This is a genomic window from Pseudomonas sp. SED1, from assembly GCF_034044025.1.
GTDB lineage: Bacteria > Pseudomonadota > Gammaproteobacteria > Pseudomonadales > Pseudomonadaceae > Aquipseudomonas.
In genome coordinates this window covers 30970-44191 of the sequence record NZ_JAXCIS010000116.1, presented here as the reverse complement: position 1 = coordinate 44191, position 13222 = coordinate 30970, and the positions used below count along the sequence as shown (strand labels likewise).

Here is a 13222-nt window from a genome sequence, read left to right as displayed (position 1 = left end):
GCTCATGGAGAGCTTATGCCATTTCGTAACGTCCTCGTTTTTACCCATCTCGCCGTAGCGCTGTTGCTTTCAGGCTGTGCAAACCCTCAGGTCGCTGTCGCACCGGCGGCGCCCTTTGATCTTGAACCCCTGGGCCAGCCGATGGCGCAGACCAGCGTCCGTACTGCGCTGATCGACCAGATCATCGTCAAGGACCCAGTGGTGATCTCAGCGCAAAAGCCGGTTCTCGCGCCCTCTGATAACGAGGCGCGCATCGCCAAACTACGCAAAGCAGACGGCGGCGCACTGCCTGACGGTTACTGGGCACTCTATAAGCAAAACCTTGAAGCGATGCAGTACGACCTCAATCACCAGCATGACGCCGCCCGTGTGCAGTACGAGCAGACTTATCGTGATGAGTTGGGCCGAGTCGACGACAGCACGCTGCAAGTCATGGCCACGGCGCCCAAGACGCTGGATGAGCAGACGCGGCGTCAGTGGAACGCCCGCATGGCCGATAGACTGTCGCAGTACATAAAGACCAGTGAGCAATCGTTGCGCGCCGCTGCCGATACGCATATCAATCGTATGGCCTTGATGGACCGACAATACAACGTGTGCGCACGTAACCCGGAGTGCTGGGATGCGCCGGTTAAGAAGTAATGCGTTGTCCTTGACCATGACGCGCTGAATCATACGATTGGGCTATGAGTGCCTTAGTGACTCAGGAATTTACACCGGTCTGAATCTCCTTGAGATTGGCGGCTTTGGGCCGCCAATCCGCTTAGCGCGGTCGTTTTTTTCAAGGAGTCAGCCATATGCCCCTACCCGAACCGTTCACCCATGCACAGCTCCCCATGACGGTCGACGGTGTGCCGTTGAACATCGCAACGATCCACCGCGCGGGCGGCCTGGCGCCAATCGTGTTCCTGCATGGCTTTGGCTCCACCAAGGAAGACTACGCCGACATCGTCCAGCAACCTGCATTCGATGGTCACCCGTTTGTGGCCTACGACGCGCCCGGTTGCGGTGAAAGCCAGTGCAGCGACCTGTCGAAGATCTCAATCCCGTTCCTGCTGCAAACCGCCAAGCAAGTGCTTGACCACTTCAACATCGAGCGCTTCCATCTGGTAGGCCACTCCATGGGCGGGCTCACCGCTCTGATGCTGGCGCACCAGTTCCCGGGCAGGGTGCTGAGCTTTGTCGATATCGAAGGCAATATCGCTCCGGAAGACTGCTTCCTCAGCCGGCAGATCGTCGACTACCCGGCAGATGATCCCGAGGCGTTCTTCAGCGCTTTTATCGAGCGCACTCGCCAGGCACCGGCCTACGCCAGCGCGCTGTACTCGGCGAGCCTGAGGCACAAGGTGCGCGCCGGTGCGGTGCGGGGGATTTTCCAGTCCATGGTCGAGCTTTCCGATAACGCCGACCTGATGGGCAAGTTTCTCGGCCTGGAATGCCCGCGCCTGTTCATGTACGGCGAGCAGAATGCACACCTGTCGTACCTGGCGCATATCCAGGCGCAGGGCGTGCGGCTGGCACCGATTGCCCAGTGCGGGCACTTCCCGATGTACTCCAACCCGATCGCGATGTGGCAGCAGATTGCGGACTTTCAGCACAGCTGATCTCAACCACCAGCGATCAGACAAGCCCGAAAGCACAAGACTTACGCCTCGAAACCCGGATAATGGCGGCCATATTTTGCTCGCTATTCTGGTAAACCCGCATGGAAATCAAGGTCAACTTTCTCGACAACCTTCGACTTGAAGCCAAGTTCGACGACTTCACCGTGGTGGCCGACCAGCCTATTCGCTACAAGGGCGATGGCTCGGCCCCGGGTCCGTTCGATTACTTCCTGGCTTCGTCGGCGTTGTGTGCGGCTTACTTTGTGAAGTTGTACTGCGAAACCCGCAACATCCCCACTGACAACATTCGCCTGTCCCAGAACAACATTGTCGATCCGGAAAACCGCTACAACCAGATCTTCAAGATCCAGGTCGAGTTGCCGGCGGACATCTCCGACAAAGACCGCCAGGGCATCCTGCGCTCCATCGACCGCTGCACTGTGAAAAAAGTGGTGCAGGCCGGGCCGGAGTTTGTGATCGAAGAAGTGGAAAACCTGGATGCCGATGCCCAGGCATTGCTGATGCCGAGCGCGGCGTCGGATGCAGGCACCTACATCGCGGGCAAGGACCTGCCGCTGGAAACAACCATTGCCAACATGTCGGCCATCCTGGCGGGCCTGGGCATGAAGATTGAAATCGCGTCGTGGCGCAATATCGTGCCCAACGTGTGGTCGCTGCATATTCGCGATGCGCACTCGCCGATGTGCTTTACCAACGGCAAGGGCGCGACCAAGGAAGGCGCGCTGGCGTCGGCGTTGGGCGAGTTTATTGAGCGGCTGAACTGCAACTTCTTCTATAACGACCAGTTCTGGGGTGAAGACATCGCCAACGCGGCGTTTGTGCATTACCCGGACGAGCGCTGGTTCAACCCCGGCCGTAAAGACGAACTGCCGCCGGAAATCCTCGACGCGCACTGCCTGCATATCTACAACCGCGACGGCGAGCTGCGTGGCTCGCACTTGTACGACACCAACTCCGGCAACGAAGAGCGCGGCATTGTTTCGCTGCCGTTCGTGCGCCAGTCCGATGGTGAGGTGGTGTATTTCCCGTCCAACCTGATCGAGAACCTGTACCTCAGCAACGGCATGAGTGCCGGTAACACCCTGGCTGAAGCGCAGGTGCAGTGCCTGTCGGAAATCTTCGAGCGCGCGGTAAAACGCGAAATCATCGAAGGCGAATTCGCGCTGCCGGATGTGCCGCAGGAAGTGCTGGCGAAATTCCCGGGCATCCTCGCCGGTATTCAGGGCCTGGAAGCCCAAGGCTTTCCGGTACTGGTGAAGGATGCGTCCCTGGGCGGCGAATTTCCGGTGATGTGCGTGACGTTGATGAACCCGCGCACCGGCGGTGTATTCGCCTCGTTCGGCGCGCACCCGAGCCTGGAAGTGGCGCTGGAACGCAGCCTGACGGAACTGCTGCAAGGCCGCAGCTTCGAAGGCCTGAACGACTTGCCGCAGCCGACGTTTGAAGGCCACGCAGTGACCGAGCCGAACAACTTTGTCGAGCACTTCATCGACTCCAGCGGCGTGGTGTCGTGGCGCTTCTTCAGCTCCAAGTCGGATTACGAGTTCGTCGAATGGGACTTCTCCGGCCAGGGTGAAAACTCCAACGCCGAAGAGGCCGCAACCTTGTTCGGTATCCTCGAAGGCATGGGCAAGGAAGTCTACATGGCGGTGTACGAGCACATCGGCGCGACCGCCTGCCGCATCCTGGTGCCGGATTATTCGGAGATCTATCCGATCGACGATCTGATCTGGGACAACACCAACAAGGCGCTGTTTTTCCGCGAAGACATCTTGAACCTGCATCGCCTCGACGAAGCCGAATTGAAGGGCCTGGTTGAGCGTCTGGTGGAAAGTGAGCTGGACGATTACACCGACATCACCTCCTTGATCGGCATCGAATTCGATGACAACACGGCGTGGGGTCAACTGACCATTCTGGAACTGAAGCTGCTGATTTACCTGGCCTTGCAGCAGTTCGAGGAAGCGAAAGAACTGGTGGAGATGTTCCAGCAGTACAACGACAACACCGTCGAGCGTGGCTTGTTCTACCAAGCTGTGAATGCAGTGTTGGAGATGGAGCTGGACGAAGATCTGGAACTGGCGGATTACGAAGTGAATTTCCGCCGGATGTTTGGCAACGAGCGGATGGATGCGGCGATTGGTTCGGTGAACGGTAGCGTGCGGTTCTATGGTTTGACGCCGACGAGCATGAAGCTGGAAGGGCTGGATCGGCATCTGCGGTTGGTCGACAGCTACAAGAAGCTGCACGCGGCGCGGGCTAATACCGCCAATTAAAAGCTAACACCGTACCTGTGGTGAGAGGGCTTGTTGTGGCGAGGGGGCTTGTCCCCCGTTGGACTGCGTAGCAGTCCTTTTTTTGGGGCCGCTGCGCAGCCCAGCCGGGGACAAGCCCCCCTCGCCACACGCTGACCTCAGCGCTTGCTGAACGCCAGCCGGACTGCGAACAGCACAAAAATCATGCCGGTGGTGCGGTCCATCCACTTGATCACCTTTTCGCGCCGCAGCACGCCGGCGAGTGGCTGCGTGGCGCCGATCAGTATCAGTGCCCAGATCAGGCTGATCACCACATGGATGCTCACCAGGCCGAACGTCCAGGCCACCAGGGAATGCCCCTGGGGAATGAACTGCGGCAGGAAAGACACGTAGAAAATCCCGATCTTGGGGTTGAGCACGTTGCCCATCATGCCCTTCAAGAACCAGTTGGCACCGGGTTTTCCGTCGGCCTCGACGGGCGCCAGCGAGCTGCGCGGACGCATCAGCATGTTCAGGCCCAGCCAGGCCAGGTAAGCGGCGCCGCAATACTTCAAGACGTTGAAGGCCACCTCGGACACGGCAATCAGCGCCCCCAGCCCAAAGGCCACCGCTGCACCCCACAACAAACAACCGGCGTTGATGCCTAGGGTGGCGCGCAGCGCTTGCTGCTTGCCCTCGACGGTTGCGGTGCGCAGCACCAGGGCCGTGTCCAGCCCTGGGGTCAGCGTCAGCAGTGTGGCGGCGAAGGTAAAGGCCAGCAGGTTATCGGTGATGGGCATGGATAGTTACCTGAAATTAGAAGCTCTCGAGACGGGTGTTGATACCCGCTACACGCGCCAACTCAATGATTGCCTCAACCTGTTCAGCATCGATGATAAAGCCCTGGAAATCGTCATCTCCCGAGTCCAGATGAACGTAACGCTTGCCGAACCGAGCCAGCCATTGGTCGAAACGGCCCAGCACCTCAGCCATTGATGACTTGCCGTCATGCACGTAGACGTAAGGTTCTTGCACGCCGCTGGCGCTTGCCAGGTAGGGCGCGAGGTATTCAAAGCTGTCATACCCGCGCCAATCGACGGCCAGCAGCGTCAGGTAATCGAGTTTCTGTCCGCGGGTATCTGCAAGCAAACCCAACGACAGTGCCGTGGTTGCGTCTTGCCGGACGGAGAACTGACGCAGCACTCGCCTGACCAGCCTGGCGCTTTCCTCTTCCGGCGCACGGGCCAGCAGCGTTTGGGTCAGTGTTTTAAGCGCCTGCTTCTGCTGCGGGAATTCGGGAGGGCGCATCTCTCGCATGATTGCGGCATGGCTGGCGTTGGTTTCCTCGGGCGGCGGCATGGTAAAGCGCCCACCAAACAGACGATCAAAAATGCCCATGCTGCGCTCCCTGGATACGTGGCTTTCCTCATCAGTGAGGCAGGTTACTGTCATGGACGCAGGGCTGTCGATACTGTGCAAGAATATGGCGCTTAGCCACTTAGGGAACTCAAGGATGAAAACGCTGTGTGCTGCGCTGTTGTTGACGGTTGTAACCGGTCTGGCCCAGGCCAATGAGGTTCGGATCGGTTTCCAGGAAATAGTGATTCCCGACCCGGAGCACGGCAGGCCGTTGCAGGTGGCGGTGTGGTACCCGACCCATGCTTCCGGCACACCAGAACTGATTGCTGACAATCCGGTGTTTGTCGGCGCACCCGCCTTGAAGGACGCCGCGCCGGCTGCCGGCGAGCACCCGCTGGTGGTGATCTCCCACGGCATCTTTGGCAACTGGATCAACCAATCGTGGCTCGCCAGTGCGTTAGCCGGGCAGGGTTACATCGTCGCCTCGCCCAACCACCCCGGCACCACCAGCAAGGACCGCACCCAGCCTGCCGCCTCCGAGCTATGGAAACGTCCCCTGGATATCCATCGGGTGATTGATGCCGTGATCGCCCAGCCCAAGCGTTTTGGCGCGGTGGCCGACCACAGGATCGCGGTAGTGGGGCATTCCCTCGGTGGCTGGACCGCGATGGAAGTTGGCGGCGCACGCTTCGACCCGCAGCGCTTTACCGAGGATTGCAAAGTGCATCCCGAGATCGCCCCTTGCAAAGCGTACGACCTGATCGAGGTGGGTCGCACGGAGCAGGCCAAACAGCGCCTGGCCGAGGACTTGAGCGACAAGCGCGTGGCCGCCATCATCTCCCTGGACCTGGGCTTCGCCCGCGGCTTCAGCGACGAAAGCCTGACGGCGTTGCACCGGCCCACACTGGTAATTGCGGCGGGTACGCCGTCCCCGGAATTGCCAGCAGCGCTGGAGTCGGCCGACTTGGCCAAACGCCTGCCGCAGAAGACTTCGCGCTACGTGGAAATCAGCGACGCCACGCACTTCAGCTTCCTGCCCCTGTGCAAGCCGGGCGCGGTGGAGCGAATTGAACAGAGCGACCCCGGCGAAGGCTTCATCTGCCTGGATGCCAAGGGCGCCCGTCCCAAGCCGCAGATTCAGCAACAGATACTCAGCTTGATCAGCGAGTTCCTGCAGCAATCCCTGCGCTAGCCGTCACATATCTTCGGAAAACACACAACCTGTGGCGAGGGGGCTTGTCCCCCGTTGGGCTGCGCAGCAGCCCCGGCAATCCGTCAAAAAACCACTAACCCCGTGGCGAGGGAGCTTGCTGCCGCAGGGGTGCGAAGCGCCCCCAAAAACAGGACTGCTACGCAGCCCAACGGGGGACAAGCCCCCTCGCCACCGTCTAGCTAGCCGAGTCGTGGGATAGAAAACAAAAGCTGATTTCCCACTGGATCACTTTCCCACCCGCCCAGGAATCGCCACCCGACTCGTCGCCTTGACCTCCCTTAACGCCAAACTCGACTGAATCGACGCAATCCCCAACTGTCGCCGCAACACGCTCTCCACAAAATCGCTGTACGCATCCAGATCCTCCGCCAACACCTGCAACAGATAATCCGCATCCCCGGTGATCTTGTGGCACGCCTGCACCTGCGGCAGTTCCTTGATCACTGCTTCAAAATCTTCCGGCGTATGGTCGGAATGCACCGCAAACCGCACGTGCACAAACGCCATGATTTCCAGGCCCAACATCTTCCGATCGAGGTTGGCCTGGTAGTCCTTGATCACGCCTTCTTCTTCCAGCCGCTTACGCCGTCGCCAGCACGGCGTGAGGCTCAGTGACAGGCGCTCGCTGAGTTCGGCGTTGGAAATGCTCGCGTCTTCCTGCAGCAAAGCGAGGATGGCGAGATCGGTGTCGTCAAGTGCGACCTGTTTGGTTTTATTTTTCTTCATTGCGGCTCGTTGGGGTAAAAATGCCCGATTACGCTAGCATCGGCGCACGTAAAAGCAAAGAAAGCCCACCAAAGCCAGAACAAAATAATCACCTGTCTTTCACGGGTGGATGTCTTTCATGTTGACTGTTTTTAGTGATTCTCATCGTTTGCACCATGGCACCGAACTCAAGGATGGCGTGCTCAAGCCGTCCTTCGAACAACCCAGCCGGGCCGACACCGTGCGTGACCGGGTCAAGCATGTGGGCCTGGGGGATATCATCGTCCCGCGCAAGTTCGACCGGGCCTGTTACGTCAACGCCCACAGTGAACGCTACGTGTCTTTCCTGGAAACCGCCTGGGCTGAATGGACCGCCATCGGCCGGGCCCATGATGCGTTGCCGCTGGTGTGGCCGGTGCGTGACTTGGCCAATGAGCAGGTGCCGGAATTTATTGACGGCAAGCTCGGATTCTTCGCAATGGATGCCGGTTCGCCCATCACCAGCACCACCTGGGAAGCGGTGAAGACCAGCGCCGATATCGCGCTCACCGGCCTGGCGTTGATCGATGAAGGCCACAACAGTGCCTTCGCCTTGTGCCGTCCACCTGGCCACCATGCGGCGCGGGAATACATGGGCGGTTATTGCTACCTGAATAACGCCGCCATCGCAGCGCAGCAGGCGATCACTCAAGGCGCCAGGCGTGTTGCGGTGCTGGACGTGGACTTCCACCACGGCAACGGCACGCAGAACATTTTCTACGACCGTAGTGACGTGATGTTCGTCTCGCTGCATGGCGAACCGTCCGTGTCGTATCCCTACTATTCAGGCTTCAGTGCCGAGCGCGGCGCAGGGGTAGGCGAGGGGTTCAACCTCAACTATCCGCTGGCAAAAAACACCGGTTGGAGCACCTATAGAGACGCGTTGCTCGACGCCTGCATCCAGCTGCGAAAGTTCTCGCCGGAAGTGTTGGTGATCTCCCTCGGTGTCGACACCTTCAAGGACGATCCCATCAGCCATTTCCTCCTCGAAAGCCGCGACTTCCTGGGCATTGGCGAGATCATCGCCAGCGTCGGCGTGCCCACCCTGTTTGTGATGGAAGGCGGCTACATGGTCGATGAAATCGGCATCAATGCCGTCAACGTGCTGCATGGTTTCGAGAACAAACAAGCCTGATCCCGATGCCATTTCAACAATAAAAAACGCCTGACTTTTTTCTGCCAAAACTCAAAAACATAACAAGAGGTTTTGTGATGAAAACAACCGCGCCCGGGCTTATTGAAAAGCCCGCTTTGCAACGCACCCTCAATAACCGACATATCCAACTGATGGCCATGGGCGGTGCGATTGGCACCGGCCTGTTTATGGGCTCGGGCAAGATCATCGCGCTGTCCGGCACCTCGATCATCCTGATCTACATGATCATCGGGCTGTTTGTGTATTTCGTGATGCGCGCCATGGGCGAGCTGCTGTTATCCAACCTGAACTTCAAGAGCTTCGCCGACTTTGCCGGTGCCTATCTGGGGCCGCGTGCGGCGTTTTTTCTCGGCTGGTCGTATTGGCTGAGCTGGAGCGTAGCGGTGGTGGGGGATGCGGTGGTGGTCGGGGGCTTTTTCCAGTACTGGTTTCCGGACGTGCCGGCCTGGATCCCGGCGATCGCCATGCTGCTGACCCTGTTTGCGCTGAATGTGCTGACGGTACGGCTGTTTGGTGAGGTGGAATTCTGGTTCGCGATCATCAAGATCATCGCCGTGGTGACCTTGATCGGCGTGAGCGTGGTGCTGATTGCCAGCTCGTTTGTTTCGCCCACTGGCGTCACGGCTTCCCTCAACCATTTGCTGGATAAGCAGGCGGCGTTTCCCAATGGCTTGTTCGGTTTCTTTGCCGGGTTTCAGATGGCGATCTTCTCGTTTGCCGGCACTGAGTTGATCGGCACGGCGGCGGCGGAAACCCGCTCGCCGGAGAAGACGCTACCCAAGGCAATCAACTCGATTCCGCTGCGGATCATCCTGTTTTATGTGTTGGCCTTGGCGTGCATCATCGCGGTGACGTCCTGGCAGCAGGTGTCGCCGAGCAAGAGTCCGTTTGTCGAGCTGTTCCTGGTGGCCGGGTTTCCCGCCGCCGCCGGGATTGTGAATTTTGTGGTGCTGACGTCGGCGGCTTCGTCGGCCAACAGCGGGGTGTTTTCGGCCAGTCGGATGCTGTTTGGTTTGGCGGACCTGGGTGATGCACCGGGAATCTTCCGGCGCCTGTCGAAACACAGCGTGCCGTTTATCAGCCTGGCGTTTACCACCTTCCTGATGTTGCTGGGCTTGTTGCTGCTCTTTATCGTCCCGGAAGTGATGACGGCCTTTACCATCGTCTCCACCGTTTCGGCGATCCTGGTGATTTTTACCTGGTCGACCATCCTGGCGTCCTACATTGCCTATCGTAAAAAACGACCGGAGCTGCACGCAAAATCCCTCTACAAAATGCCCGGTGGCGTACCGATGGCCTGGGTTTCACTTGGGTTCATGGCGTTTGTACTTTGCCTGCTGGCACTGCGACCAGACACGCGGCTGGCCCTTTGCGTGATGCCTGCCTGGTTTGTGTGGCTGGCAGTTGCCTACCAATTTTCGCATTTTCGCAGCCGACTTCAGCCTGATCAGCGCGCAGCGCTCTAGCAGTCGTCATACCACTCACGGGCACTCAAGCCTCAAAAAAGGCCGTCTTTTACGGCCTTTTCATGACGGTTTTTTCATCGCTACATGACAAAAATTTCACATTCTGCGCCATAAGCCCCATGCCACAATCCGCAGCGTTTGCAGGGCCGCAACGGTATTCGCTCGAAGGACAGTAAAAAAATAATGTTCACAGGGGCGCAGTAAATGAAACTCTCTACATTAGCTTTGGCTATCACCGCGGCTGTCCTCGCACAACAGGCCTGCGCAGATGACTTTGGGCTTGGTTCACTCGGCACGGGTAACGGTCATAGCGGCTTCCTCGAAGACAGTCATTCGTCGATCAGTTCGCGCACCATGTACTACAACGCCGACGTTCACGCCGGCACCGCGAACGACCTGCGCGAGGCGGCTCAAGTACTGCGTTTCGACTACAAATCCGGCTACACCCAAGGCACCGTAGGCGTTGGGTTCGACGTGATGGCTTTCGGCGCCTTGCGTCTCGACGGTGGCGATGGCCACGCAGCCGGTAATGGCCTGTCGGGTAACGGCAACAGCTTCTTCCCGGTCAAGAACAACGGCACCGAGCCTGCTGACAGCTTCGGTCGCGCAGCCGGCAACGTTAAATTCCGTATTTCCCAGACTGAATTGCACGTGGGCGGTGGTTTGGCGCCGATCCTGCCGATCCTGGTCTCCAACGATAGCCGTGCCGCACCGCAAACATTCGACGGCGGTATCCTGACCTCCAAGGACATTCCTAACGTCACCTTCACCGGTGGCGAGCTGAACAAGGCTGAAGGCCGTGCATCGAGTAACTCCACTGGCCTGAGCGTCGCCGGTGCGACACGTGACAGCGACAGCTTCCGTTTCGGCGGCGTTGACTACCAGCCGTTTGGTTCTTCTGACAACGTCATCGCTAAAAACCTGACGTTGCAGTACTACTACGCCGACCTTGAAGACTTCTACAAACAGAACTATTTCGGCCTGGTGCACGTACTGCCGTTGGGCAATGACCAATCGTTCAAGACCGACCTGCGCTATTTCGACAGCACCAGCGACGGCAAAAACGGTTCGGCTGGCTACGCGTTCAACAACAACGGTGGCTATGCCAAGCACGCCGGTGAAGTCGACAACAAAACCTACAGTGCTGCATTCACCTACCAGTTGGGTGGCAGCCAGTTGATGCTCGGCCACATTGGCGTAAGCGATGACGGCGGCTTCGTCTGGGTCAACCAGGGCAGCATCGCCGACCCCACCGCACAAGGCGCGGCGGGCTCAGACTTCTACCTGTTCACCGACGCGGTGGTTGGGCAGTTCTCCCGTGCGGGAGAGCAGGTCAATTTCGGTCAGTACCTGTATGACTTCAGAACCCTGGTGCCTGGCTTGAAAGCCTCGATTGCCTACCTCAACGGTAGCGACATCAAGTCCAAGGTTGCCGGCGGCAGCGATCAGTCGGAACGCGAAACCGATTTCCGTCTGGATTACGTCGTGCAAGCAGGCCCGCTGAAAGGCTTCGGTACCACCTTCCGTACCGGTAGCTACCACGGCCATAACACCGGCACTGCTGACCAGGATCAAACCCGCCTGATCCTCAACTACACCTACGCGATCTTTTAATAAGACGCCGGTAAATGCTCTAAAAGAGGGCCGCCTACTGGGCGGCCTTTTTTTGCGACCCGCGATGCGCTGGCAGGGCCAGGGCCTGATAAAACACCACCAAACGCAGCCTCGCTTGGGCTCGACAGCTGCTACGGGGTGGCCGGTGTGGAAGAGGGTTATTGCGCTAAGGCGCCAGACGGGTAAACACGTAATCATGGTTCTTGACCAACGCCTGATGGCAGGCAAAGCACGTTTCATGCTGCGCCTGATCCGCTGGCTTGCCGTTGATGAACCGCCCAAAGCCCCAACCTCCCGTCGCCGCGTATTTCTTCGAATCCTTCACCATGAACTGCACGGTGGTGGCCGCACCGGGAATCGATGCCGTCTTGAACTCGGGCGACTGCACGTGTTTCCAGGCCAACTTCGCCAGCACGGTGCCGTCGGGGAAGGGCAGCGTGCCGTCGCGGTAGGCCTTGAGCGCGATCTTGTTGCCCAGCACCACCCGCAGTTCATTCAGCGGGTCGGCTTCCTGGGCCGGTGCGATCAGCTCCCATTGGCGGTAGCCGTCGGGAATGGTCACGCCGTAGATCGGTGACGGTTCGCTGGTGGGTGAGCCGCCAAAGGCGAATCCGGTAGCCGTGGCCACAATGGCCGCTGTCGCTGCGACGAGTGCCGCAAGATGCAGGCGCTTCATCACAAATGGTCCGCATCAATCACAGCCTTGGCAAAGGCTTGCGGGGCTTCCTGCGGCAGGTTGTGGCCGATGCCGCCGCTGATCAACCGGTATTCGTACTTGCCGGTGAAACGCTTGGCGTAGTCTTCCGCCGCCGGGTGCGGTGCGCCGTTGGCGTCGCCTTCCAGGGTGATGGTGGGCACGCCGATGGACGGGGCGGTGGCGAGTTTCTGCTCCAGCGCAGCGTATTTCTTCTCGCCCTGCACCAGGCCCAGGCGCCAGCGGTAGTTGAAGATCGACACGGCGACGTGGTCGGGGTTGTCCAGGCCTTTGGCGCTGCGGTCGAAGGTGGCGTCGTCAAACGCCCATTTCGGCGAGGCGATCTGCCAGATCAGCTTGGCGAAGTCGTGGGTGTTTTTTGCATAGCCGGCGGCGCCGCGGTCGGTGGCGAAGTAGAACTGGTACCACCATTGCAACTCGGCCTTGGGCGGCAGCGGGTTCTTGCCGGTAGCCTGGTTGCCGATCAGGTAGCCGCTGACCGACACCAGCGCCTTGACCCGCTCCGGCCACAGCGCGGAGACGATGTCGGCGGTGCGTGCGCCCCAGTCGTAGCCGCCGAGCACGGCTTGTTTGATGTTCAGTGCATCCATGAAGTCGATCAGGTCGACCGCGAGTGCGGCCGGCTGGCCGTTGCGCAGGGTCTTTGCCGACAGGAAGTGCGTGTCGCCGTAGCCGCGGGCGTAGGGCACCAGCACCCGATAGCCTTGGGCGGCCAGCAGCGGCGCTACCTCGGAGTAGCTGTCAATGTCGTAGGGCCAGCCGTGCAGCAGGATCACCACCGGGCCTTCGGCCGGGCCGACTTCGGCGTAGGCCACGTCCAGCAAGCCGGTCTTCACATGCTTCAACGGGCCAAGCGTGGTGTGGCTGCTTGCGCTGGCAGCCGCTGGCGGCTGGGTGTCCTGTGCATTGGCAACGCCGGGGGCACCGAACTGCAACAGCGCAAGGGCCAGCAGCGACGCGCCCATCAGGCGGCGGGGTGTGAAACCGGGTGAGGTGTTCAACTGTGGGTGCATGGTGAGTCTCCAGCGGCGGGTTGTGCCTGGCTCACAGTTGAACGCAGTTGTGTATCCGGCCTGTTTCGAGAAAACCATCGGGT

At 59.5% G+C, this 13222-nt stretch carries 12 protein-coding genes; 7 read left to right on the top strand and 5 right to left on the bottom strand.

Annotation, left to right across the window (positions count from 1 at the left end; genetic code table 11):
• Window positions 1-15 precede the first annotated feature (15 nt).
• The 3 genes from SNL23_RS15180 (at window position 16) to SNL23_RS15170 (ending at window position 3901) form a co-directional block, all read left to right on the top strand.
• Window positions 16-642, top strand: a complete 627-nt coding sequence (locus tag SNL23_RS15180; protein ID WP_167664711.1) for a hypothetical protein — start codon at window positions 16-18, stop codon at window positions 640-642.
• 155 nt (window positions 643-797) lie between these two features.
• Window positions 798-1604, top strand: a complete 807-nt coding sequence (locus tag SNL23_RS15175) for an alpha/beta fold hydrolase (RefSeq protein WP_318302621.1) — start codon at window positions 798-800, stop codon at window positions 1602-1604.
• A gap of 101 nt (window positions 1605-1705) precedes the next feature.
• Window positions 1706-3901: an OsmC domain/YcaO domain-containing protein gene (locus SNL23_RS15170; RefSeq protein ID WP_318302620.1), complete on the top strand. Its 2196-nt coding sequence runs from the start codon at window positions 1706-1708 to the stop codon at window positions 3899-3901.
• A 137-nt stretch (window positions 3902-4038) separates the two neighbouring features.
• Here SNL23_RS15170 and SNL23_RS15165 read toward each other — a convergent pair whose 3' ends face one another.
• On the bottom strand, window positions 4039-4659 hold the full coding sequence (locus SNL23_RS15165; protein WP_318302619.1) for a LysE family translocator: 621 nt from the start codon (window positions 4657-4659) through the stop codon (window positions 4039-4041).
• A 16-nt stretch (window positions 4660-4675) separates the two neighbouring features.
• Window positions 4676-5257, bottom strand: a complete 582-nt coding sequence (locus tag SNL23_RS15160; RefSeq protein ID WP_318302618.1) for a DUF6630 family protein — start codon at window positions 5255-5257, stop codon at window positions 4676-4678.
• 115 nt (window positions 5258-5372) lie between these two features.
• Here SNL23_RS15160 and SNL23_RS15155 point away from each other — a divergent pair, with 115 nt between their 5' ends.
• On the top strand, window positions 5373-6410 hold the full coding sequence (locus tag SNL23_RS15155) for an alpha/beta hydrolase family protein (RefSeq protein WP_318302617.1): 1038 nt from the start codon (window positions 5373-5375) through the stop codon (window positions 6408-6410).
• Window positions 6411-6656: 246 nt separating this feature from the next.
• Here the strand turns inward: SNL23_RS15155 and SNL23_RS15150 are convergent, their stop codons facing one another.
• Complete coding sequence (locus SNL23_RS15150) at window positions 6657-7157, bottom strand: Lrp/AsnC family transcriptional regulator (RefSeq protein ID WP_017475545.1); 501 nt, start codon at window positions 7155-7157, stop codon at window positions 6657-6659.
• Window positions 7158-7275: 118 nt separating this feature from the next.
• Here SNL23_RS15150 and SNL23_RS15145 point away from each other — a divergent pair, with 118 nt between their 5' ends.
• The 3 genes from SNL23_RS15145 to SNL23_RS15135 all read left to right on the top strand — a co-directional run bounded on the left by SNL23_RS15145 (window position 7276) and on the right by SNL23_RS15135 (window position 11411).
• Window positions 7276-8310, top strand: a complete 1035-nt coding sequence (locus SNL23_RS15145) for a histone deacetylase family protein (protein ID WP_318302616.1) — start codon at window positions 7276-7278, stop codon at window positions 8308-8310.
• A 77-nt stretch (window positions 8311-8387) separates the two neighbouring features.
• On the top strand, window positions 8388-9797 hold the full coding sequence (locus SNL23_RS15140; RefSeq protein ID WP_318302615.1) for an amino acid permease: 1410 nt from the start codon (window positions 8388-8390) through the stop codon (window positions 9795-9797).
• Window positions 9798-10001: 204 nt separating this feature from the next.
• On the top strand, window positions 10002-11411 hold the full coding sequence (locus SNL23_RS15135; RefSeq protein WP_318302614.1) for an OprD family outer membrane porin: 1410 nt from the start codon (window positions 10002-10004) through the stop codon (window positions 11409-11411).
• A 166-nt stretch (window positions 11412-11577) separates the two neighbouring features.
• Here the strand turns inward: SNL23_RS15135 and SNL23_RS15130 are convergent, their stop codons facing one another.
• Together SNL23_RS15130 and SNL23_RS15125 are read right to left on the bottom strand one after the other, a co-directional pair.
• On the bottom strand, window positions 11578-12087 hold the full coding sequence (locus SNL23_RS15130) for a cytochrome P460 family protein (RefSeq protein WP_318302613.1): 510 nt from the start codon (window positions 12085-12087) through the stop codon (window positions 11578-11580).
• Window positions 12087-13139 carry an alpha/beta fold hydrolase gene (locus SNL23_RS15125; protein ID WP_318302612.1) on the bottom strand — a complete coding sequence of 351 codons (1053 nt, stop codon included), beginning with the start codon at window positions 13137-13139 and terminating at the stop codon, window positions 12087-12089. The genes SNL23_RS15130 and SNL23_RS15125 overlap by 1 nt, the downstream gene beginning before the upstream one ends.
• Between the last annotated feature and the right edge of the window lie 83 nt (window positions 13140-13222).

What these genes read in the sequence shown, in the direction of transcription:
- SNL23_RS15180 (WP_167664711.1), top strand. Translation starts at nt 16, where the DNA reads ATGCCATTTCGTAACGTCCTCGTTTTTACCCATCTCGCCGTAGCGCTG.
- SNL23_RS15175 (WP_318302621.1), top strand. Translation starts at nt 798, where the DNA reads ATGCCCCTACCCGAACCGTTCACCCATGCACAGCTCCCCATGACGGTC.
- SNL23_RS15170 (WP_318302620.1), top strand. Translation starts at nt 1,706, where the DNA reads ATGGAAATCAAGGTCAACTTTCTCGACAACCTTCGACTTGAAGCCAAG.
- SNL23_RS15165 (WP_318302619.1), bottom strand. Translation starts at nt 4,659, where the DNA reads ATGCCCATCACCGATAACCTGCTGGCCTTTACCTTCGCCGCCACACTG.
- SNL23_RS15160 (WP_318302618.1), bottom strand. Translation starts at nt 5,257, where the DNA reads ATGGGCATTTTTGATCGTCTGTTTGGTGGGCGCTTTACCATGCCGCCG.
- SNL23_RS15155 (WP_318302617.1), top strand. Translation starts at nt 5,373, where the DNA reads ATGAAAACGCTGTGTGCTGCGCTGTTGTTGACGGTTGTAACCGGTCTG.
- SNL23_RS15150 (WP_017475545.1), bottom strand. Translation starts at nt 7,157, where the DNA reads ATGAAGAAAAATAAAACCAAACAGGTCGCACTTGACGACACCGATCTC.
- SNL23_RS15145 (WP_318302616.1), top strand. Translation starts at nt 7,276, where the DNA reads ATGTTGACTGTTTTTAGTGATTCTCATCGTTTGCACCATGGCACCGAA.
- SNL23_RS15140 (WP_318302615.1), top strand. Translation starts at nt 8,388, where the DNA reads ATGAAAACAACCGCGCCCGGGCTTATTGAAAAGCCCGCTTTGCAACGC.
- SNL23_RS15135 (WP_318302614.1), top strand. Translation starts at nt 10,002, where the DNA reads ATGAAACTCTCTACATTAGCTTTGGCTATCACCGCGGCTGTCCTCGCA.
- SNL23_RS15130 (WP_318302613.1), bottom strand. Translation starts at nt 12,087, where the DNA reads ATGAAGCGCCTGCATCTTGCGGCACTCGTCGCAGCGACAGCGGCCATT.
- SNL23_RS15125 (WP_318302612.1), bottom strand. Translation starts at nt 13,139, where the DNA reads ATGCACCCACAGTTGAACACCTCACCCGGTTTCACACCCCGCCGCCTG.